This is a genomic window from Leptospira andrefontaineae (genome assembly GCF_004770105.1).
Lineage (GTDB): Bacteria > Spirochaetota > Leptospiria > Leptospirales > Leptospiraceae > Leptospira_B > Leptospira_B andrefontaineae.
On sequence record NZ_RQEY01000019.1, the window covers coordinates 391,706 to 414,272 of the forward strand.

General features: G+C 38.5%; 19 protein-coding genes, 1 tRNA gene and 1 pseudogene. 7 read left to right on the plus strand and 14 right to left on the minus strand.

All coding sequences use genetic code 11. The features are described from left to right. Both tilS and yihA read left to right on the plus strand, forming a co-directional pair. Nucleotides 1-1,253, plus strand: a pseudogene (gene tilS / locus EHO65_RS20135) (tRNA lysidine(34) synthetase TilS). 15 nt (nucleotides 1,254-1,268) lie between these two features. Continuing rightward, nucleotides 1,269-1,943: a ribosome biogenesis GTP-binding protein YihA/YsxC gene (yihA, locus tag EHO65_RS15860; protein WP_135775532.1), complete on the plus strand. Its 675-nt coding sequence runs from the start codon at nucleotides 1,269-1,271 to the stop codon at nucleotides 1,941-1,943. Between the two features lie 2 nt (nucleotides 1,944-1,945). Here yihA and EHO65_RS15865 read toward each other — a convergent pair whose 3' ends face one another. From EHO65_RS15865 to EHO65_RS15875, 3 genes are all read right to left on the minus strand, one after another. Further along, nucleotides 1,946-2,650 carry a hypothetical protein gene (locus tag EHO65_RS15865; protein ID WP_135775533.1) on the minus strand — a complete coding sequence of 235 codons (705 nt, stop codon included), beginning with the start codon at nucleotides 2,648-2,650 and terminating at the stop codon, nucleotides 1,946-1,948. A 77-nt stretch (nucleotides 2,651-2,727) separates the two neighbouring features. Further along, nucleotides 2,728-3,066 (minus strand): PilZ domain-containing protein, encoded by a 339-nt coding sequence (locus EHO65_RS15870; RefSeq protein WP_425269354.1) that lies wholly within the window; start codon nucleotides 3,064-3,066, stop codon nucleotides 2,728-2,730. Nucleotides 3,067-3,250: 184 nt separating this feature from the next. Next, entirely contained in the window at nucleotides 3,251-4,189 is a 939-nt protein-coding gene (locus EHO65_RS15875) for an MBL fold metallo-hydrolase (protein ID WP_135775535.1), read from the minus strand. 49 nt (nucleotides 4,190-4,238) lie between these two features. Here EHO65_RS15875 and trmB point away from each other — a divergent pair, with 49 nt between their 5' ends. Next, nucleotides 4,239-4,892, plus strand: coding sequence for a tRNA (guanine(46)-N(7))-methyltransferase TrmB (trmB, locus tag EHO65_RS15880; RefSeq protein ID WP_135775536.1), 654 nt, complete (start codon nucleotides 4,239-4,241; stop codon nucleotides 4,890-4,892). 2 nt (nucleotides 4,893-4,894) lie between these two features. Here trmB and EHO65_RS15885 read toward each other — a convergent pair whose 3' ends face one another. From EHO65_RS15885 to rsgA, 5 genes are all read right to left on the minus strand, one after another. Next, the gene (locus EHO65_RS15885) at nucleotides 4,895-8,467 is read right to left on the minus strand and encodes a tetratricopeptide repeat protein (RefSeq protein WP_135775537.1); all 3,573 of its coding nucleotides are present in this window, start codon (nucleotides 8,465-8,467) and stop codon (nucleotides 4,895-4,897) included. Next, on the minus strand, nucleotides 8,467-10,086 hold the full coding sequence (locus tag EHO65_RS15890) for an LIC10124 family lipoprotein (RefSeq protein WP_244243552.1): 1,620 nt from the start codon (nucleotides 10,084-10,086) through the stop codon (nucleotides 8,467-8,469). Before EHO65_RS15890 ends, EHO65_RS15885 begins: the two co-directional genes overlap by 1 nt. Nucleotides 10,087-10,306: 220 nt before the next feature. Beyond that, a complete protein-coding gene (locus EHO65_RS15895) occupies nucleotides 10,307-11,236 on the minus strand; it encodes a FecR family protein (RefSeq protein ID WP_135775538.1) in 930 nt (309 codons plus the stop codon). 205 nt (nucleotides 11,237-11,441) lie between these two features. Beyond that, nucleotides 11,442-12,755, minus strand: coding sequence for a hypothetical protein (locus tag EHO65_RS15900; RefSeq protein WP_135775539.1), 1,314 nt, complete (start codon nucleotides 12,753-12,755; stop codon nucleotides 11,442-11,444). Continuing rightward, on the minus strand, nucleotides 12,739-13,707 hold the full coding sequence (gene rsgA, locus EHO65_RS15905; RefSeq protein ID WP_135775540.1) for a ribosome small subunit-dependent GTPase A: 969 nt from the start codon (nucleotides 13,705-13,707) through the stop codon (nucleotides 12,739-12,741). Before rsgA ends, EHO65_RS15900 begins: the two co-directional genes overlap by 17 nt. 27 nt (nucleotides 13,708-13,734) lie before the next feature. Here rsgA and EHO65_RS15910 point away from each other — a divergent pair, with 27 nt between their 5' ends. Genes EHO65_RS15910 through thiD form a run of 3 tightly spaced genes read left to right on the plus strand, consistent with a single transcriptional unit; the run spans nucleotide 13,735 to nucleotide 16,721 of the window. Continuing rightward, nucleotides 13,735-15,549, plus strand: coding sequence for a sensor histidine kinase (locus EHO65_RS15910; protein WP_135775541.1), 1,815 nt, complete (start codon nucleotides 13,735-13,737; stop codon nucleotides 15,547-15,549). Further along, nucleotides 15,546-15,899 (plus strand): MGMT family protein, encoded by a 354-nt coding sequence (locus EHO65_RS15915; RefSeq protein ID WP_100704938.1) that lies wholly within the window; start codon nucleotides 15,546-15,548, stop codon nucleotides 15,897-15,899. Before EHO65_RS15910 ends, EHO65_RS15915 begins: the two co-directional genes overlap by 4 nt. A gap of 18 nt (nucleotides 15,900-15,917) precedes the next feature. Then, the gene (gene thiD / locus EHO65_RS15920; protein WP_135775542.1) at nucleotides 15,918-16,721 is read left to right on the plus strand and encodes a bifunctional hydroxymethylpyrimidine kinase/phosphomethylpyrimidine kinase; all 804 of its coding nucleotides are present in this window, start codon (nucleotides 15,918-15,920) and stop codon (nucleotides 16,719-16,721) included. On the opposite strand, the gene EHO65_RS15925 is transcribed toward thiD, so the two are convergent. The 6 genes from EHO65_RS15925 to hisB all read right to left on the minus strand — a co-directional run bounded on the left by EHO65_RS15925 (nucleotide 16,718) and on the right by hisB (nucleotide 22,362). Then, nucleotides 16,718-18,538, minus strand: coding sequence for a DUF885 domain-containing protein (locus EHO65_RS15925; RefSeq protein WP_135775543.1), 1,821 nt, complete (start codon nucleotides 18,536-18,538; stop codon nucleotides 16,718-16,720). The genes thiD and EHO65_RS15925 overlap by 4 nt on opposite strands. 18 nt (nucleotides 18,539-18,556) lie before the next feature. Next, nucleotides 18,557-19,099 carry a hypothetical protein gene (locus EHO65_RS15930; RefSeq protein ID WP_135775544.1) on the minus strand — a complete coding sequence of 181 codons (543 nt, stop codon included), beginning with the start codon at nucleotides 19,097-19,099 and terminating at the stop codon, nucleotides 18,557-18,559. A gap of 8 nt (nucleotides 19,100-19,107) precedes the next feature. Beyond that, the gene (locus EHO65_RS15935) at nucleotides 19,108-20,325 is read right to left on the minus strand and encodes a vitamin K epoxide reductase/DsbA family protein (RefSeq protein WP_135775545.1); all 1,218 of its coding nucleotides are present in this window, start codon (nucleotides 20,323-20,325) and stop codon (nucleotides 19,108-19,110) included. Between the two features lie 95 nt (nucleotides 20,326-20,420). Further along, on the minus strand, nucleotides 20,421-21,155 hold the full coding sequence (gene hisA, locus EHO65_RS15940; RefSeq protein WP_135775546.1) for a 1-(5-phosphoribosyl)-5-[(5-phosphoribosylamino)methylideneamino]imidazole-4-carboxamide isomerase: 735 nt from the start codon (nucleotides 21,153-21,155) through the stop codon (nucleotides 20,421-20,423). Continuing rightward, nucleotides 21,152-21,784, minus strand: coding sequence for an imidazole glycerol phosphate synthase subunit HisH (gene hisH, locus EHO65_RS15945; RefSeq protein WP_135775547.1), 633 nt, complete (start codon nucleotides 21,782-21,784; stop codon nucleotides 21,152-21,154). Before hisH ends, hisA begins: the two co-directional genes overlap by 4 nt. Next, nucleotides 21,781-22,362, minus strand: a complete 582-nt coding sequence (gene hisB, locus EHO65_RS15950) for an imidazoleglycerol-phosphate dehydratase HisB (RefSeq protein WP_100767815.1) — start codon at nucleotides 22,360-22,362, stop codon at nucleotides 21,781-21,783. Before hisB ends, hisH begins: the two co-directional genes overlap by 4 nt. A 116-nt stretch (nucleotides 22,363-22,478) precedes the next feature. Here hisB and EHO65_RS15955 point away from each other — a divergent pair. Beyond that, nucleotides 22,479-22,560: transfer RNA gene (locus EHO65_RS15955), tRNA-Leu, on the plus strand. Nucleotides 22,561-22,567: the final 7 nt, after the last annotated feature.

A 22,567-nucleotide genomic window follows, 5' to 3' on the forward strand; every position in this document is an offset into this window, starting at 1 on the left:
ATGAACGAAACCTTAGAATCCATTTTTCAATCCGCTTGGTCGAATTTAAAAAACTACCAAGACTTCATGAAAAGTAAACCTGCAGTGATCGCTTTCTCCGGCGGAAAAGATTCTTCTTTACTCCTTCAATTCTACCTTTGGCTTCATAATGAAAATTTAATCTCTCATTTTCCTACGATCTATCATTTGGATCATTCCATTCGTGATAACCTAGATCAGGAATCCGAAATTTCAAAGTATATCAACTCAATAGCTCCCAATTCTACTTTTAAAAAAAAAACGTTCCTAAGTTTGCAACTAAGACCAAACTAAGCTTAGAAGAAGCAGGAAGAGTTCTTAGATTTAGAGATCTAGAAAAAATTTCTGAAAAGATAGGCGGTTATATTGCAACTGGTCATCATGTAGAAGACTATTTAGAAACAGTACTTCTACAACTCATCAGAGGTGGTGGTTGGAATTCTCTACGCACTTTGGGAGTTTTAGAGAATAATAGATTTAGACCATTAATATTATTCGGAGAAGAAGATCGTAAAATAGCACTATCAAAAGCAGATTGGCCAGTATTCGAAGACGAATCCAATCATTCTTCGCGTTATCTTAGGAATAGGATCCGATCCGAACTTCTTCCTGTACTTTTAAAAGAAGGAGCCGATCCCGATAAAATTTTTCATAATTTTCATGATTCAGATATTCCTAGACGCGGAATAACAAGCCGCAAAGTAAATGAAGATGAGATTAGAACAGTATCCAGACAAATTTTGGAAGAAGAGCCGGCATCGATCTGTAAACAAGTTCTGGACTTACATTTGAAAAGTTTAGGCCTTCATCCCTTGAATTCTCAATTCCTTACGGATCTTCTTCATAATCTGGACAGAAAAGTTTCTTTCTCTCTCGAAAACAAAGAAGTTTGGTTTTGGAAAAGTGTTTCGTCAGATTTGTACATCTTACCCAAAACTGCTTCTTATTTGAAACCGTTCAGTTATAACTCTGACTCTTTCTTTTTGAAGTGGAACGGTAAGACAAAAAAGATACCGAAAAATTGCGAGCCGTCTAACGACGGAGAAGGAGAAAAAATCCTGCTTGGAGGAATCCATCGAGACGTTTCCGAAATCCTTAGAGAGAAAGAGATTCCGGTTCCGGTCAGAAAAATGCTACCCATTCTAAAACGGGAAGGGAAAACTGTATTGGTTTGTCTTCGTATGTGGGATACCCGTTTGGATGATATTCGATCGGATGATTTCCTTCAAGATTAGAGAGTCCAGAGGTTTATGGAAGAACTCCAAGAATTAAAGCCGGACCCATTCTTTAGAGAAGTTAGATTTCTGTCTTCTTATGCAGACGCTTCTAAAGTTCCTTCCAAAGGTATCCCACATATTGCATTCGCAGGTCGTTCCAACTCCGGAAAGTCCAGATTATTAAACGCAATTGTAGAAAGAAAGTCCTTAGCAAAAGTTTCCGCAACTCCAGGTAAAACTAAACTTCTTAACTTCTTCTTAGTTTCAAAATCTTTATTCTTAGTAGATACTCCTGGTTTCGGTTATTCTGCAAATTCTCATAAAGACCATGAGCAGATGATGGACCTTTTGATGAATTATCTGAACTCGGCTAAAGATCTAAAATGTTTATTCTTATTATCAGATGCACAAAGAGAATTACCTGACGAAGAATTAGAATTGATCGGTACCTGTTTCGAAAAGGGAACTAAACCTGTTTTAATCCGTACTAAAGTAGATAAACTCAATCAGTCTGAACTTTCCAAACTTAGAAAGAAAATGAAAAATATTCAGGGATTATATCCTATGTTAGAAATCGTTTTCGTTTCTCCGAAGTACGGAAAAGGACTACCTGAACTCAGAAAGATCATTGAGAATATGATGAAATCATTGATCATTCCTCCGATGGAAGAAGACGCGATCCCTCAAGAGACTAACGAACAAGGTTGAAATTAAGCGTGAGTTTCTAAAAGGTTACCGGCGGAGTTAATTGCATCTCCGTAATATACCTGTCCTGCAAATTGGATCTGTTTTTGATTTAGTTCTTGGATTGTTTTTAAGGTCTCGTCTAAAAGAGCTTTCAGTTTTTCCTGGCTTAATGCCATTTCCAACTTACGTTTTCTTTCAATGAGTTCCATATGACGACGAGCTTCGTCTTCCGATTTTCTTTCCGGATCTTCATGAGAAGAAACCTGATTCTTATCCAAACGGTTCAATTCTAGATCGATATCGCGTAGTTCGGACATAAGTTCCCATTCTTTATCCGAGATAAGATCAGAATGTGTGGCCGCTTCTTTCTTCTTTGCAGAATCGACCTGTTTGTTGAAATTCCTACCTTCTTCTTCATTTAAAGGTGAAAGATTGGATTTCTTTTCCTCGGTCTTTTTAACCGTTGTTGCTTTGGTTTCTCCGGCAACGGCTACTAATTTACCGTCTCTAAGCTCGTATTCAATAGATACATCAATAGATCTAAGCTCAGCATTGTCTCGAATTGCTTCGTTGCGAAACTCTGCAACATGTGCAAGCTCATGAGAAATAACATGGAGTACAGAACTAGCCTGAGGCGCACTTTCCAGTTGCCCATGGCCAATGTATTTAACCGAAGTATCTTTCGGTCTTTCCATCATGGAAGAAGATTGTATAACTCCCAGGTTCATCCTATTATAAATGTCGGCCTGGCAAGCCTTGAGTTTAGAGCTTTGGAAAAAAATTCCCTTTACTTAATAGAAAAACGTTATTTGCAATGAGCTATCTTATTAAGTATCTCAAGTATGCTTGAGTCGCAAAGATCATGAAATACTATCGCATATCTTTGCCCCATGTCGCTAATCGTTTTACGAATAACCTCTCCTGGTATCTCACAAGTAAACATTGGTGACATAATCGTTATCTTTTTACCAGGAATCCAATCCTCATTTGAAAGAATGGATGCTCCTATCATAGATATATCTACCAAAACACCTTCGCTCCAATTTCCTCCCTCGAAAAGTTTAACCCGACTGTCTTTACGGAACCTTGTATAAAATCTTTGATCCGCCGGCAAATCAGGTATTACCTTTTGAGAAGGATTCACCCCGATCTCTGTTCTTTGCATAGCCGGGAGAGGATACAGTACTAAGAAATAATTTAAAAGAAGATTTCTTTGGAAGTTAAGATTCTTTTAAGAAAATTAATTTTGATATAAAAGATAGATTAAAGTTAGTACTATAATAGATGTTTAGATCTATTCTTAATCTATAACCAGTTCCAAAACAAGACTAGAGCTGAAATATATCTGCTTCTCTAGCTAATACAATCTCGGACAAGGCTGTAGATTGTTTTTCTTGATTGAACATTCGTATGATTTCTTCATCCGGATGATCTGGTTCATGATGAGTTAGAACCAGTTTATTTACACCCAGAACTTCTCCACAACGAACGGCCAATCTACCGGACGTATGACCCCAACCGATTTTACGATCTGCTTCTTCGGAACTGTATTGAGCGTCTATGATCAACATGTCAGGACTTCCGAATTTAGCGCGTAATTGATCGAATTCGGAAAGGTCTTCTTCTCTTACTTCTACGTCTGTGCAGAATAGGAAACTTTTACCGTTCTCTTCTATATGATAACCTGTACAGTTACCTGGATGTTTTAAGAGGAAAGGTGTTACTTTAAAATCGCCGATCTGAACCGTTTGTTGTCTTTGAAGAAGAGTGAATGTTTTTTTGGACATCATCTCATCCAAAGTGATCGGAAAGTTCTCAGGATTTTGTTGGCGATCGAATCTTTCTTTTAGATTGGAGATGGTAGAATAGAAATCTATTTGAACGCTTGGAATATATCCAGGTTTAAAAAAAGGCCAACCTTGTATATGATCCCAATGAGTATGTGTCACTAAAATTTTGATAGTGCCACCTTGAGCTATACCTTCTTTTAAAAGATCATTGCCCAGTTCTCTCATTCCGGAACCACAATCTATAATTAATTTTTGACCTTTTGCAGATTCAACATATACACAAGTGGTGTTTCCTCCCACAGGGTGTAACAGTTCCGGGCTTAAAGATTGTAAAAAAGCAGGAACGGAAAAAGTACCGTTCTTCTCTTTGAATTCCCTATGAGCAGACTCTAGGATCCTTTCTAATTTTTCTCTATATTCTGAACCGGAAAGCGGAGTAGGAAGTGATCCTCTTACTCCGTATAATTTTATTTTCACTGTATTAAATTAGACAACTAAGAGATTTGGTATTTGCAGGCATTCGGCGATGACATCGAATTTTCGTGAAAAACAATGGAAGATCGCTACTCGAATTCCCTTTACCTCTGATTATTTCTTAAAAATAAACTCCGGAAGTAAATTAAAAAAAAACGATTTGTTTTCTGAAGAATTCGGGACATATTATCTAGAGCTCGGCTCAGGTTGGGGAGAAGTAGCTGTATCCTTAGCTAGAGATAATCCAAACACCGGTTTTATTCTCATGGAGAAAAAGGCGGACCGTTTACGCAAAACAATCCGTGATCTAAAAGAACAAGATATCAAGAACGTTAAACTTCTTTCAGTGAATTTTAACTGGTTTTTAGAAGAAATTTTCGAAGAAGGTATCTTCGACGAGATACTTTTGAATTTTCCGGATCCTTGGCCTAAGCGCAGACATCATAAGCATAGAACTTTAAATCCTAGATTCTTAAATACGATCCATATTCTTTTGAAGAACGGCGGAATATTCCATTTTGCGACTGACTACGGCCCCTATGCTCGCAAAGGAATTCGTCTTTTTAGAGATGATCTTAGGTATAAGCCTGTTCAATCAGAGTTTTCTCTGCAAAGATTAAACTTCCCAATCTCCCATTTTGAGCAGGAAAAACGGGAGGCTGGCTCCCGTATCTATTATTTGGATCGGATCAAAGTCCCTAACTAATTTTAGTGATACAATAAAGAGTAAACATTGTCTGAATCTTGGACTAATTTATAAGTCCAAACAGTTTCCCCTTTCTCATCATATCTGACGGCTGTATTATCTTTATATAATACGATCACATCTTTCTTTTTGCCAGGTAATAGACCTTCGACTTCTTTGTCAGAAATTTTGATCTCTTTTAAGCTGGAAGAATCTGCATCCACACGATAAATTTTATCGTTACCTGCAAACCAAAGAGAGTTTCCTCTTACACTAAATAGATTCGCTGCTTTATCCGAAATTTCAGTCTTAGTTGCTTTTCCTTTCCCGGAAACATATACTATTTCTTTATCAGTTCGGAAGAATGTTCCATCTTCAGTAGCTCCAAGCAATCTAGGATTCGTAGTTCCAGTCCAAGCAGAGTCTATATCCTTGGTCAGTTTCGCATCTACATATAAGATCTTATCTTCTTTTGATGAAGATTGTACCAAGAACACTTGTCCTTTTTTAGATGCAGACCATGTTTTAGAGTCCAGTGGGATGGATTTATTTTCTTCAAAAGTATCTGAATAACTCGTTAAGGTTCTCTTTCCAGAGTTTTCAGTTTCTACTAAAATTCTATCACCGGAAACCATTGCCTTTTTGAACATTCCAGGTAGATTGATTGTTTGGAAAACGGAACCAGAGTTTTGGTCTCTGACTTCTAAACTTCTATCTGAAAAAGCATAAACTCTGCGATCCGCTAAAACATTACGGAAAGGTTTAGTACTCGTAATCCTCCAAAGACGGATTGCTCTATTCTTATCTAATGCTTCGATAGAAGTTCCATAATTCATCAATAATAGATCGTTAACAATGACTGGAACCCCGATCAAAGATCCTCGGTTTGGAAATGGTTGCAGGATCACAGGAGTATCAGAATCGGAAAGAACCAATCTTTCTGCTTGGCTGGAATAAGGAGAATTCGGGTATTTTTCCGCAAGTTCTCTTCCCAATTCTATAACTAATTTTTTGTACTCTGCGTTAGTAGGATTTTTAGTTTTTAGTTCCGAAAGAATTCTGATACGCGCATGTAAGAATTTTTCGTCTCTTTCAAGTTCAAGAGCCTTTACTATCTCAGCATCCGCAGCTTCCAGATCACCTTTTTTAAAATAGATATAAGAAAGTTGGAAATGTGCATCCGGGAAGTCCGGATTCTTCTTTATGATTTCTTTAAATATTTCTACCGATTGCTCCAGAAGATTATCATTAAAAAGAACAATTCCAATATTATAAGGAGCCAATTCATTTTCAGAATCCGCTTTCATAGCACTCTCGAATTCTTCTTTAGCTTCTTTACTCTTGTTCTGATTATAATAAGCGATCCCTTTACCGATCCTGGAAGCGGTAAACTCAGGATTTAATAACCAAGAACGGTTAAAGGACTCGATCGCTGCATCGAATTTTTTCTTTTGAAGAGCGATAATCCCAAGCTGGTAATGGCTATAGTAAGAATCTTGCTTTTTCTCCAAAACCTTTTGGAAACCTTTCTCTGCGTTATCCACTTCTCCTTTTCTAAGTAAAAAGGCATAGATCGCTTCTTGAGCAGCGAGATTTTTAGATCCTTCTGGAGAATTTTCTAGAAGAGAAATTCCTTTCTCTTCCATTCCCATCGCTAGATAACATTCAGCTACTTTTATATATAAAGTTAACTTTTTAGTTTTATCGTACGCGGATTGATAAAGAGGAACAGCTTTTTCGTAAGATTTATTATCAAATAGACGATTTGCTTTTTGGATAGTAGGAACTACTTCGGAGAACTTTCTGTTCTGATCAATAGTCTGTTTGGCCTCTGCAATCTCAGGAAGATCTTTGGTTAATTTTTCAGCTTTTGCTAACCAAGAACTTGCAGAATCATAATTTGCTTTTTCGTTTTCTTCTAAAGCAATCTTATAATAAAGAAAAGCCAGACGGAATTGAATAGATTCGTTGTCCGGGTACTTCTTCATTAAACTTTTATAAGTATTTTCTGCCTTATCGAATTCCTTTTTGTCCTCGTAAGTTCTCGCTAATACGATCCCGGAAAGCGGATCATTTCCAGTGATTGCTTCCAATTCTTTAGTGTATTGAACCACTTTAGATTGGTTTTTCTGAGCAGAATAAAGACGAATCAAACCTTGGAGAGCAGGGAGATTCCCTTTTTGAAGGCTAAGGGCTTTTAGATAATTCTGCTCTGAAAGTTTAACATCTCCACTTATCTGATACAAACGTCCGTAAGCGGTATAAACTCCCGGATCATCTTGGTCTTTTGCCTTTGCACGATCAAAGTAGGTCTTTGCGGATTTAGTGTCTCCTTTACGAAGACGTAAATCTCCTTCATGGATCAGCTCGGAAGATTCTAAGAAGGCGGCAACCTTCTTCGTTTCTTCATCTGGCTTTAGAGATTCTAATTCATTCTTAGCGGTTTTATATCTATGCTCGGACGCAAGAAGATACACAAGGTTCAGGACCGGTTCCTTATAATTCGGATCCAACTCGCGAGCCTTGCTAAAAGAAACCATTGCCTTTGCATTTTCACCCAAAGACTTTTGGTTCAAACCGATTTGGTTATAAATAGTTGCGTTTTTAGGGAAGAAAGGAATGGCCTTTTCTAAAACGGAAATCGCCTTAGGATTATTCCCTGATTTACTATAAGCAGATGCAAGACCGGAATATGCCTCTAAATAGTCCGCTTTCAATTTTAGAGATGTTTCGAATGCTTTAACGGCACCATCAGTATCATTAGAAAGTATCTTAGCGTTTCCTAAAAATACGAATGGAGAAGGATTCTTTGGATCTAATTGAGTAGCAGAAGTAAAATATTGGACCGCTTCTCTATAACTTTTTGCTTTGAGAGCAGCATTTCCTTTTTCTAATAGACCAGCCACTTTAGTTGCGGAAGCTGATTGTTTTGCAGATGTTAGATCCGGATCTGCATTTCTAGCTTTCTCAAAATAAGACTCTGCCGCTTCGTAATCTTTTACTTGGACAGCAGTATCTCCCAATTGCATATACAATTGAGCCTTAAATTTGAACTTATCTTCCGGAATGGACTTAAGTGCCGAATAAGCCTCGTCATATTTTCCGATAGTTTTAAGCAATACGGCTTTTTTGAATGTGTAAGCGCTTCCATCTACTTTTGGAAGTTTTTCTAATTTAGAATAAACTTCAAGAGCGTCCTTATTAGCTCCTTGAGATGTGTATAAAATTCCAAGAGTCAAAAGGATCTGCTCATTTTCAGGATCTAACTCAGTTCCCTTTTTCAAAGAGCTCAAAGAATCTTCTGTTTTACCCAAACGATATTCAGAAGAACCGATCAGGTAATAACCCTCTGCAGTAGGATATGCTTTTACAGCTTCTCTACCTTTAGAAAGAGAAACTTCGAATTTTCCTTTTTGGAAAGCGGAGTTCCCTTCGTTAATAAGCTTAGATGCTTGTTTTAATTTTTGAGCTGCAATGATGTCTTTTTCTAAGATCGCATCTTGAGAATTCGATTTTCTGAAATCTTTAGAAGCACATTGTACGACAAATGCGGAAACGATAGAGAATATTATAAAACGAGAAAATATACGATTCATCACTTATATCCCTTATAGAGAATCTTCAGATCTTTAATGGGAGTTTTTTCCCTAAATTCTTCTCCTCTGGTCAAAACGGAAATAGTCCAGAGTCCTCCTGCAGGTAAATCTCCCTGCCAAACAACATCTCTTCCCAAGTATAGAGATAACTTTTTAGTTTTTAAATCCGTTTTAAATGAAAAAGGGCGGCCAATATCCTTGTCCACATCCAAGTATTTATAAGTACTGATCGTTTTTCCATCGGAAGGAAATTGGAAGATGGAAACTTTTTCTTTTCCGGCCTCAACTCCCAAAGAAAGACCATTCAAGTGGAATGTAACAGCGACAGTTCCATCTCCATGATCTACAGGAAGTAAGAAGTAACCTTCGATCTCTAATTCTTCAGGAATGAATGGAAGAGAATACACTCCATTCCAACCGTTGGATAATTTTTTCTTTTTTGCAAATTCCAAACCATTCGGCCCAAAAGGAGAAAATCCAAATTCTCCGGATGGCTTCCAGAATTCTAACTCGGATAATAATCCGTATCCGAAATAAGGAAGTGCCAGTTCTACCAAACGATCCGGTTTTACATCTAAGATCCCTTCGTAATAAACATAAGCACCGTCAGCGCTTTCTTTTAGTAACTCCAACTGATAAGCACCAGGAGTTAAATTGCTCCGGAAGAAAGGAGTTTCTCCCTGCTTGTAACCATCCAAAGAAACGGATAATCCGTTTGGTACTGTAATTACTTTAGCGGATCCTAATGTACGATCCTCTTCCCATTCTTGGAAAAGAAAACTTTTTTTACCCGCTCTAACCTGGATAGTCTTAGTGATCGGTTTTTTTCCTTTTAAGACTACTTGAATATCTTGGATCCCTTCTTGGATTGGCACCTCGGTCAATGGGGTATTTCCCAATGATTTACCTTTCCAAAGAATCTCTGTATCTCCTGAGGAAGCTCTTACGGTTAAAGTCCCTTTGATGGAAGAATTTATGATTTCTTTAATTCTAGTTAAATCAGGTTTTCTATCCCAAACTGGAACAGTGGTTTGTTTGGATTCTAATGAAATAACCCGATCGGAAGATTTCCAGAAGATCGCCTGATTCCAAGCTCCCACTTCTTCGCTGGAAACTGGACGTTTGAAAGAAAGTTCGAAATCTCCATATGATATGGTATCCACCGAATCTTTTAATTCAAATTTGAAAGTCCAACCTGCATCAGATTCGGCTATTGAACCCAAAACTAAAACATCCACATCTTTGGATTTTAATTCTTGGGCTAATCCCGCTTTATTCTTCCATACATCTGAAGAAATTTTTGCGTTCGAGAATTTGACATCTTTCCAGATCAAACTGATCTCTTGCTCAAAGTAAGAGGCCAATTTTTTATCCACTGATTTAGGATATTCGATAGGAGAGAATGCTAAAATTGGGACTTCGTGTCCCGCCTTGCGAACCCGAAAGTCAGTGTCGGATTCTCTAAAAATAAATACGCTCTCGGAGTCGCCTATCGGCTTGTAATACGGTTCTTGTATCAGCTTAGAAGGTTCATTTAACTTCTGTACTGAGGAGCAAGTAAGCCCAAAACTCGTAATAAGAGAGAATATAATAAGATTACGAAATGAATTGTTCCCCATCCCGTAAAAAAATTTCCCAGGGACTGATTTAGCAAATCTTTTCCTAGTTCTGGAAAAAATGAGAGCCTTTTTAGAAAGAAATATCCGACCCCGGTTGGTCTTTCTATAGCATTAGAAAATTACGAACTATTTACGTGAGATGGGTATAAGAAGAGAAACCCCGCTGCATAGCGGGGTCCTATAAAATTTTAGAAAAGCGGAAAAGATAAAAGAAACTAAATTAGAAAGTTTCTTTAGGGTTGAGTTTCAACTTTTCTTTTTGAACGTCTTGTTGGACATATTTAGTTTCGTTCACTTGCTGAGCTGTTCTAGCTACTTCGTCCGCGTTGGCTCTAGTAGCTTCACGTTTCTGCAATTGAGTACGAACTTCTTCCACTGTGGAAGCCTGGCTCAAAATACGAAGTTCTTCGCTGGATGCTTTCAATTCATCAACCAAGTTATTGTATTCTAAAACGTCGTTTTTCTTAAGAACGATTAGTCCTTTCAGTTCTTTCACTGACTCAGGTCTTAGAGAAAGGATCAGTTTTTCGGTCAATTTTTGGTTTTTCTTCAGAGTGATCTCTCTGTTTCTTTCCAAAATGACTTCGGACTCTTCTCCAACTTTAGAAACTGCAACAGAACCTTCTAACACTGCGAATTTAACATCACAATGAGCTTCTGCACAGTTCACTTTTGTTCCTGTAGGATTTTCAACAGAAGTTAAGAAAGTAGTTCCGCGAACTCCCGCAAGAGCGGTAGGAGTTACTACACGGAAATCGGAGTTTTTATTCTCCTTACGAACTAAAGTTACGATCCTTCCGTAGTTCAGGTTGACCTTAACGTTAGTTCCGTCGTCTCCAACTAATGCAGCAATAGATACTTCAGTCTCTTTGGAAACTTTGATGATACCACTTTCGGCAACCATGATCTCTACAGATCCGTTTTTACCGGTAAGGATAGTGTCTGCAGCAGTTACTGTCTGACCGAATTCGGCTTTTTTTTCACCTTCGGCGGACTGGACTTTTACGTCACCATTGAGCCAAACGATCTTAGCAGTTGAAGATACTGCTTCTGATTTTACTTGGCCACTGCTTGTCTTAGGGCTACAAGCGATTAGATAACTAACTGCCAGTAGAGTCATTAGAATTAGGGTGTTTTTACTTTTTAACATATATTCTCCCCCGCTTTTTAAGCTTAAGAATCCTCTAGATATAACAAACTAACAAGGACTTTTTTACCAATACTTCTGTTTAAACCATTTTACAAAAAGCAAAAGATTTGGTTTGGAAAAAAATTTCCTAAAAATGTCCCTTTGGCAGATTCTTTTAGAAAGCAAGAAAACTAACCCTTAAGGGTTAGCCATTCGAGAACAAACTCTATTTTTTCTCTGCCTTTTTAGGCTCTATTTCAGGTAAAGAATCTAGCTCTTCTTCTAATTTACACTTCGGATAATGATCAGCGCTTAGGCTGGAGCCTACCCAACCGAATGCTTCTTGAGATGAGATGACGTGAATGTCCCAACCCTGTACTATATTCGGACAATCCCATACCTTATTCTTACATAGGACCTGACTTGCCTTAGGTTTCGGATAAGCCCAAGCAGCCGGAGGATGAAGACATTGCATCTCCACTTCTGCCAGCTTACGCATACGCTTTACGTTTTCTTCAAATTGTTTGAATAAGTTCACCAGAGGATTAGCGAGCACCTCGTTGAAATAACCTCTGGAAGTGTTATAAGCTAGGAAGTATACCAACTCTTCCATTACATATTCTTTATCATGGGTGAAGGAACTAACAGTATGAATATATCTAGCGATCTTTAGAGAATCAGTCAGAAGTTCTCGTAGCAAATCTTCTGATTTATCCGGAAGTCCTGCGTCTTCTTCGTCGTCAGGAGTAGAATCACTTTCTCCATCATCCACCATCATCTCAGCAAAAAATGTTTCGTCCGGATTTTCTCTCTCAGCTTTTTTAGGACCGGCCGCAGTGACGTCTACATTATCCTGTAGTCCAAGAGGGACGTGGTTAGAAGCAGCAGAACATACGAATTCAGGAAGATCCAACTTCTGCATGAAGTTAGCACATTGTTTAGCGATCCTTGTTTTTTCCGTATCGTCCGGAAATGGTTTGTTCCATTGGTCCCCCGTAACCCGAGCGATATCCATAAAGATACCGCCAAGGAAAGAATATCTGCGTAACATTTTATATTTGAGCGCATCCGGAATTAGAACAATTCCCAAAGCCAATAAACCCAATTCGCAGATATGTTTGAAGAAGTGGGGATTTGTTTCGTAAACTTTAAAGAGTGCGAGTAAATGTTTTTTATTATTGATCCCGTTACGAATAATTCCCTTAAAATTGAATTTATTCTCTTCGTACATGAACTTTAAGAATTTCTTATCCGTATTTTTAAGTTGTAAAACGATCTTTTCGGCCATTTTATCCTGGATCTGACCGATTAATTCTTTTGTTAATTTTATCTTAAATTCTGGATTGTACTGACCCTTAATTTCTTTTAGTCGGGTAAGAGCGGATTCTTTTACCTGGACCTCTTCTTTTACTAGAATATTGCCGCTATTATCTTCGATCGCATTTAGGAAACGTAACATATTCCCGGCGTTATAATCGCGTACGAAGTTTAAAACATCGTCGATCGAGTTGTATTCTACCGATTTAGGATTTACTTTCATTCTTTAAGTGATCTCTACGTGTGATTCTAAACGGGTTTTCCAAGCTTGCAAGCATAGATTCCAAGCTCTTTCTTCTTTCCGTACTTATATCGGTCGCTTCTCCCATAGAAAACAACATTTTGCATCCAGGGCCTGCGTCACAACAGTCGGAAATATCACATTCTTCTTTATACTTTCTCAATTCCGGGTAACTTTCTAAGATCTCACCTTTGGACAAGTGTAAGATCCCCCATTCTTTGATACCTGGAGAATCGATTAACACGATATTATCTTCCAGGACCAGAAAGTTAGAGTTTGTAGTAGTATGTTTACCCTTCTTTGTAGAAAGACTGACCTGAGAAGTTTTTTGCAATTCCCTGTCGGATAAGACGTTTACTAAGCTAGATTTTCCGACTCCTGAATTTCCAACCAGGTAGGTGGTTTTGGACGAAAACTTAGAACATAATTCTTCTAGACCTTGGCCGGTCTGGCAAGAAACAATGATTATATCGTAGCCGAGATTTTTATAAATGGAAGAGCGTCTAATCGCAGTTTCTTGATCCACTAAATCCGATTTTGTGAATATAATTAGGGGAGGGACCTGAGAAAGATACGCGGCCGCCAAACAACGATCCAAGAATCCATCTTTAGTTTCAGGATCTTTTAAAGAGGCAAGTACGGCGATTTGATCCACATTCGCACAAAGTACCTGTGCATCCCCCTCTTTACTTTTACGTAGAAGTTCATTTTTACGGGACAATCTTTCTTCGATCGCCCATTCTCCGCCTGATTCCATCGCACAAACTCTGTCGCCTACAACAAAGGGATGTCTTTCTTTTGCGGCAATATTTCTGAGCCTTCCTCTAAGTACGGCTCTTACTCTTCCTCTTTCTGGAGAATACAAATCATAGAAGGCGCCAAAGACCCTTGCTATCGTAAAAAACTCCTTTACTGGAATCGTGGAAGTAGACATTCTTAAGCCTAATTTTACAGGCACGCGATGAAAATCATACGCAAATTCGGACCTATATTCGGTCTTGTTTTAGCCGCATTCCTTCTGCAATCGGCGCTCATATTCGGTTTGGATTTCAGATCCTTGGATCCGGATCGTACAATCGTGCTTCTCATCAGTTTGCCTTTTACTACTTTGGCCGCTGTATTTGTTTGGATCTGGTTCAACGAGTTCGGACCTGCATGGAATTTATCATCCGCACTTTCTAAACTGACGGACCAAGAATATGTAAAATACCTTTCTTCGTTAGATAAATTCAAAAGTGATCTGATTGCAACCAACATCACGGAAAGTGTATGCGATAAAATACTGAAATTTCTACCAAGTATCATCAACGCAAGTAGGGCGAAAATTTACTTATGGAGAGAGGATCTCGGAAAATTCTCCCCTTATCCTAGAGACACAGGAGAAGATCATTTTTACATATTCGATCCCTTCCTTTTATGGATAACAGAACACGATAAAATTTTTTATTCAGAAGAATTTGCAGAAAACGCAAAACTGCAGCAAATCAGAGAACATGCGCTTTCATTTGCGGCGAAAACAAAAGCGGATCTTCTCGTTCCTTTTATCTTAAACAAAAGTCTTTTAGGGATGTTGGTGCTCGGACCTAAAAATGATGGAAGAAGGTATACTGCTTCCGAACTGGAAAAGCTAAATGAGATGCGCTCCGTCTCTGTGATGTCGCTTTCCAATTCCATTTTTTACGAAAGACTAATAGAGCTTACGGAAACCCTCGAAGAAAAAGTCAGACATAGGACCCAAGAGCTGGAAAGTGCTCAATCCCAACTTATCATGTCAGAAAAGATGGCCTCTTTAGGAACCATGGTCGCAGGGATCGCGCATGAAATCAATACTCCGGCGGGAGTAATCAACGGTTCCGCTGATAATCTAGAATCGAATATGAATTATATCGTAAAGAACGTATTCGAAATAGTTAGATTCGCAAGAAATAAGAAATTAAGAAAATCATTTGAAGTAGCACTTCTTCATATCTTAAGAGATCGGAAAAAAAGCCAGGCAATGGAGTCTAAGGACAAGTTCCGGATCAAACGAGAGATGAAAGAAGAAATGGTCGAAATGGGAATCGAAGTCTCATTAGCAGGTGAAGTTGCTTCTTTCATTATCGAAAATGATATTATGGAAGTTCGAAAGTACATCCTCGAAATTTTGGCCCAAGGCGCAAAACCTGGATACGAGATGTTAAAACACGCATCTAATACGAACCGAAATATTAAGAATATTAAATATTCTATTAAAAATATTGTACGGATCGTAAAAGCTTTAAAATATTATTCTCACTTAGACCAAAGCAAATCTTTCACCAGTGCAGATTTGATAGAAGGTATCGAAAATACTTTAGTGATCATGAACAACCAACTCAAGTACGGAGTAGAGGTAAAAACGAATTTCTCTACAATTCCGAAAGTTGTATGTAATCCTGATGAGCTAAATCAGGTCTGGACTAATCTAATCCAAAATGCAAACCAAGCGATTCGAGGCCAGGGCACTATCGAGTTATCGGTATATTCTGCCGGTGATACGGTAACGATAGAAGTTCAGGACGATGGCCCTGGAATTAATCCTTCCATTAAGGACAGAATTTGGGACCCGTTCTTCACCACTAAAGATCAGGGAGAAGGTTCCGGACTTGGTCTCGGCATCGTAAAAGGTATCGTGGAAAAACACAAAGGTAAGATCACTGTTGAGTCTATACCGGGAAAAACAGTATTCAAAGTTGAGTTGCCACTTAGACCTCCACAACCGAATGCAGAAACAAGTATTGAAAAATCTGCCGTATGACCGCAAAACCTAAGAAGAAAAAGATTGAGCCAAAGGCTGAGAACTTCTACGACCTAGTTTATAAAATCGTAAAGAAGGTCCCAAAAGGAAAAGTTACGAGCTACGGCAGGATCGCTGTTCTAATAGGAAAACCCAGAGCGGCAAGAGCAGTGGGTTACGCTTTAAACGCCTTAAAGAAAAGCCAAGAGCAGAAAATACCCTGGCAAAGAGTGATCAATAGTATGGGAAAAATTTCTCATAGAGGAGATACTCCCAGAGCAATCATACAAAAAAAACTTTTAGAATCAGAAGGTATCAAATTTTCTAGAGAAGAGGTCGTGGATTGGAAACGATTCGGTTGGCCTGATTAATTCACTGTAAGGTTCCTAATGCAAAAACCGGTAGTACTAACAATCGCAGGTTCTGACTCCGGGGGTGGAGCAGGGATCCAGGCAGATCTAAAAACTTTCAACTCCACCGGATCATTTGGAACTTCCGTAATCACTTGTCTAACTGCTCAAAATCCGGACGGTGTTACTGGAATTTTAGAAATAGATCCGGACTTTCTGGAAAAACAACTCGTTGCTGTACTTTCCTATTTTCCGGTAAAAGTAATCAAAACCGGAATGTTATTCTCCGAAAGTCTGATCCGAAGAATTTCTAAAATCCTAAAAGAGTATAAGGCAAAAGGACAAAACTTCGAGTTAGTTTTAGATCCTGTGATGGTCGCTACAAGCGGTGCTAAACTTTTACAAGATGAAGCAATCCAATCTTTGATTTCCGAATTAGTTCCTATGGCGAGCTTAGTTACTCCAAATTTGGATGAGGCAAAAATTTTAGGCTCTGGAGAAATCTCTAGGATCGAATCCATGGAACCGGAAGCAATTTCTCTTTCTAAAAAACTAGGAGTTCCTGTTTTATTGAAAGGAGGTCATATCAAAAATTCCAAAGAGGCATTGGACATATTAGGAATTCCGAATGGAGAAATTTTCAAATACACAAAACCTTTTGTAGAAGATTTTAATCCTCACGGAACCGGATGCACCTATTCTTCTGCGATAGCTTCTTATTTAGCTCAAGGATTTTCTCTCTCCGACTCAGTGGCAAAAGCGAGGGAATTCCTACATGCAGCCATCTTGCAGTCCTTCCCCGCAGGAAAGACCAAGACATTAAATCATAATCCGGTAATCTAGTTTTTAGGAATTAATCCCAATTCTTCCTTAGAAGCTTTTTCTAGAATTTCTAAAGGAAGAGAACCTTTTCCCAAAACGAAACCATGATATTCTTTAATATCGAAAGCTTCTCCTTTGACGGATTTCCAATCTTCTCTCATTTTTAAGAAAGAGATCATTCCGATCTTATATGAGCATGCCTGTCCAGGATAAACAATATATCTTTCAATCTCTGCAGAAACTTCTTTTGGAGCCATGCCGGTATTGTCGGACATATAACGGATCGCTTCTTCTCTATTCCATCGTTTATAATGAATTCCCGTATCCACAACCAAACGAACCGCTCTGAATAATTCAGCTTGTAGTCTTCCTAAATCTACATAAGGATCCGAGTAAAAATTATAATCTTTCGCAAGTCTTTCCGCGTATAATGCCCAACCCTCTACAAATGCTGTAAAATGTGTGGTTCTTAATTTTCTAGGAGCGGAAGTCAATTCTTGGGACCAAGCAATTTGCAAATGATGTCCTGGAATTGTTTCATGATATGTTAATGTATTCATCCCGTATTTAGGAATTTCTTTTAAGTCACGAAGGTTCGCGTAGAATACACCGGGACGTTTTCCGTCTAGACTTGGCTCTTCGTAATAAGCTCCAGGTGCTCCCGCTTCTTTAAATTCAGGAATTCTTTCTACTTGTACTTTTGCTCTTGGCCAAGAGGGAAAGATAGGTTTAGATTTCTCGATAGATTCTTTTAAAATCTCTTTATAAACATCTATAACTTTCTCTTTTCCCTCGGAAGTGTTTGGAAATTGGAACTCAGGTTTTTCTCTTAGCTGCCTCATAGTGGTTTGCAAATTTGAAACTTTAATCCCGGAACTTTCCAAAATGGATTTCATCTCGGTTTGGATCCTTGCTACTTCTGAAAGCCCAATAGAATGAACTTCCTCAGGAGAAAGATTGGTAGTAGTATGATATTTTAATGTATGTGCGTAAAACTTTTCACCATTTGGAAGTTTCCAAACTCCAGCTTTACTATCCGCCGACTTAAGCTGTTGTTCTAAAAAGTTTTGGAGTTTAGAATAAGAAGGGTAGACCGAAATTTCTAGAATTTTTTTTACTTCTGCCAAAGAAGAAGTTTTTTGCTCGGTAAGGATCTCATCATTCTTCTCAAACTTTTTACGAAGACTTACATATAGAATATTTTCCTCCGGATTTTTGACCCGGAAATTTTTTAATTCATCCAACACCCTTCTTAAAATAAAATCAGGCGGGATCACCCCATTTGTTTGTCTGATTTCCAACCCTCGGATCACTTGATCCAACTTTTCGGAAATCCCTTTTAGCCTTGCAATATAAGATCCAACATCTTCGTAATCTTCTATCATATGAGAAGTTGCTAAGAAAGAAGGAATATGGTTCTGAACACCAAATAGTTGGTTTACCGGATAATAATTATAAATGTATTTTTCGTAATCGGCGGCAAGTTCGAGATCCCACTCTAATGCCTTGTAATAGATCTTATCTTCTCCCTTTAATCTAGAAGGATCATAAGTTCTAAGTGTTTCCAAATCTCTTTTTGCTTTATCTGCTCTTTCCATTTCTTTTTCCGGAGAAGAATCAGACCATTTATAATTATGAGAAGTGATCCCCCAAGAATCTAAAATCCTGAGAGATGTCAGAGTTTCCGGATCATCCAAAACATTCTCCCAAAAGATCTTTTCATAATATAAACCTAATGTGATCGGCCGGAAATTAATAGTATGCCAAATTAGAATTCCAAGAGAAAGGACGAGTATAGTAATAGCGGATAAAGAGATGATTAAGATCTTCTTCAGCATGGATAATAACTCCGATGTTTAGAAAAGTGGAATAAGTATTTTAGATAAGAATACGAGTAGTAGTGTCCAAATCGCGGAAGAAGAAGCCGCAAAAGAAAAATGATTTTCCCAATTCAATAAAGGAACACATACGAATAAAAACATTCCAAAATAGGAAAGGTAAGGATTTCGAAGATATAAGGTTTTTTGCCATTCAAAAAATCCTTCTCTAAAATCCTTTGCATCCCCTTTGAACTTATTCAAAAAGATCCATTCCGAAACGAATCCGAAGATAGAGAATGTAAAAAAGAAAAAAGAAATGAGAAGTACCCAAGACCAATCAAAGAATGGAATTGGATTCAGTGCGTGTACAATCGGCAGTGCAAAAGCAATAAAGGCCGAAAATGGAAAAAAGAACGCAGTACGGAATAACCTGCTTTCAGATAAAAATTTAAAAAAAGGAATTCTTCCAGGTAACTGGTAAGAACCGCAAAACAAACATTTTTCCGAATCGGAAAGAATGGAAGAGCCGCAGTTCCTACAATAGAAATTCTTTTTGGAGACTTCGGCTGCTTCCGACACTTAAAACCTCAGACCTTCTTAATTAAACTTTCGATCAAAGCTCTCAAGAAAGCTTCCTTAGGAGTTCCACTTTGGATCGGTTTATTATTAATAAATAAACTAGGTGTGCTGTGGATCTCTACTTTTTCGGCATCATCAACTTCTTTGTTGATCTGATTCCTAACTGCAGGAGACGACAAACAAGCACGGAACTGATTCATATCCAATCCTTCTTGTTGAGCCAAACTCAACACAGAAGCAGGAGAATGAGCTATTCTACTTTCGGTATTTCTATAAAGGCCTTCGTAAACTGCTGGGAATTTATTCTGTTTATCCGCACAGATTGCTGCGGAAGCAGCCACGCAAGAACTCGCATCAGGACGAGGAGATTGGACTAATCGGTTACAATTCGCATCCAATGGGAAATTTTTATAAACGATCTTTACTAGTCCCGGATAATCTCTCAAAACCCTTTTTAAGATATGAGAAGTGTCCATACAGTGACCACAATTGAAATCAGCAAATTTTACGATTGTGATTGGAGCATTAGGATCTCCTTGTATAGAAGAACCTTGCAGATCAATTGAAACTGGTTGTGCTTTTTCGTAATCCGACAATTGTTTTTGGATCTGAGCAACTCCAGTATGTTCTCCATCCACCAAAGAATCATGGAAGGATTTTCCTCCGATTTGGCCTGCTGCTAAAAATAATAGAACTACTATATAAGTATTTAAACCTTCCAGTTGGAAGATACTAAATGCTTTTTTCAGCGACTTGTCCTTATAATCTTTAATTTGGAAGAAGGTCCCTGCGACTAAGATCAAAGTAGAGATCCAAGTAACTGCGCAAAGTCCGCAGATCGCATCTATATAAAATACGGAAGCGGAGAATAGTCCGAGATCAATTACCAATGCTACTAGCAAAATGTAAAAGGAAAGAAGAAGGTACCCTTCTTTGTTTTCAGGACTCTTTTCTGATCGGATGAAAAGGTATGTAACAAATCCGTAAAATGTAAATCCGAAAAGTGCAATTGGAAGGTCTCCTAGCCAAGGAACGTTTCGAATCGCTGAGATACTACTTTCGGAAACCTTAGAACAAGAACCTGATTCACTGACTGCATCGCAAAGAGATTGTGCGAGTCCGTCCGCAGTTTCTCCACCGAAATATTTTCGGATCAATAAGAACGAGATAAACGCCGCGATACCGGAGATTACGGCAAGAATAGAGCTAAGGGACAGTTTTTTCATTCGGGACTCCGATTACAAAATACCTTTATACGTACCTGGAAGGCATAAGGAAAGAAAAAATATGCGGATATGTAATTATAAAAGGGAATTAAAAATTAATCGGAGCCTAGGCTTGTAATCGCTTCGGCCAGATCTATTTTACCTTCGTATAAAGCTTTTCCAGTAATCACACCATACATTGGAATAGAAGTCCCCAATGCGGATAATGCCATGATGTCTTTCAAAGAAGAAATACCGCCTGAAGCGATTACTTGAAAATTATATCTGCTTAAAATTTCCTTATATGCGTTAAGGTTTGGACCCGCCAAAGTTCCATCTTGGGCGATATCGGTGAAAATAATATTACGGATACCTGCTTGTTGCATCTTTTCTAGAAGGTCAAGATACTTCACACCCGAGTCTACTTCCCAACCTGCAATTTTGACGATTCCATCTCTTGCATCTACTGCTACGACTATCCTATCTTCTCCGTACTTTTTCAGAGCGAAGTCCAGAAGTTCCGGATTATTAACTGCTGCAGTTCCTAAAATAAAACGATCAATACCTATTGAATCGTAATATTCTAACTTCTCCTTATCCCTGATCCCACCGCCAAGTTGGATCTTCAGATTAGAAGATTTACGAATTTTTGAAATAGCTTCCGTATTGATACCGATCTGATTTCTTGCACCGTTCAAATCCACAAGATGCAAAAGAGTAGCACCGTTTCTTTCGAAACCTTCTGCAAGTTTCCAAGGTTCAGTGGAATAGATTGTTTTCTCGTCGTAATTGCCTTTGAATAATCTGACAGCGCAATTATCCAACAAATCAATGGCTGGAATTAAAATCATAAGGATTGAATAAAGTTCTCCAGAATCTTTAGACCGAAGGAATAGGATTTTTCAGGATGGAATTGTGTTCCGAAAACATTTCCTTTCTCAACCACTGCTGGGAACTTCTCCCCATAATAATCGCAGAAACCGGTAATTGCGGAACTCTCCACTCCAACGGGACGGTAGGAGTGTATAAAATATGCGAAGGATTCGTCTTCTAAATTTTTCAATAAATTACTTTTAGAAGGATTTCTTTGGTACAATTTGTTCCATCCGATGTGAGGAACCTTGTAGTTTTTTCCCTTAAACTTTCGGATCTTACCTTTGATATAACCTAGTCCAGGAACAGTTGTATTCTTATTTCCGGAAACAACCTCGTCCGAATCTTCGAACAAAATTTGGAAACCGATACAAATACCGAACAAAGGTTTTTCTGCCTTTACATGATCATCTACAAAAGTTCTCAAACCAGACTCATTCAGATTTCTCATTGCTTTATCGAAATGACCATCACCTGGAAGAATGATCGCATCCGCTTCTTTCAAAACGGATGGCTCCTTAGTATAAGAAAAGTCTTTTGTGAAGAGTGAAATCGCTTTTAAGCAGGAGTGAATATTCCCCATTCCATAATCAAGAACGGCTATCATTCCAAGACACCCTTGGTAGAAGGAATTGCTCCGCCCGCAGCTGGATCTATCTCAATCGCCATTCTCAAAGCCTTACCGAAAGCTTTAAAAATAGATTCATGAATATGATGGCGATTTTCTCCGTAATGAACATGAACGTGAAGATTCATCTTAGCATTCAAAGCGAACTTCTGTAGGAATTCCAACGATAGCTCTGCATCGTAAATCCCGAACTTACCCACAAGTTCCGGACCGGTATATTTATAATAATATCTACCGCCCAGATCCACAGCAACGGTTGTAAGAACCTCATCCATTGGGAGAGTATAATGACCGTATCTTCTGATACCTGCCTTATCTCCCAGCTGCTTGTGAAGAGTCCCACCGAGAAGAATCGCAGTATCCTCAACACTATGATGACAATCGATTTCTATGTCACCTCGCAACCATAGATCAATATCCAGAAGCCCATGTTTAGAAACATGGGAAAGCATATGCTCGAAAAACGGAATTTGAGTATCGAATTTATAATTACCTGTACCCCGAATATTCAGGGAGAGCTTGATGTCCGTCTCCGAAGTTTTGCGTTCTTCTTTCATTCTATCCTGACCCTACTTTCCTCTTAATTATCGTGTCAATGAATTCCAAAAATAAGCTGACGGAAAGTCCCTAAAGGCAAAATTATCCGTAAGGGAAAGAATCCCTCCAACCACTAGCCGAAGTGGCGGAATTGGTAGACGCACTGGTTTCAGGTACCAGCGGGTAACACCGTGGGGGTTCGAGTCCCTTCTTCGGCAAAATCAA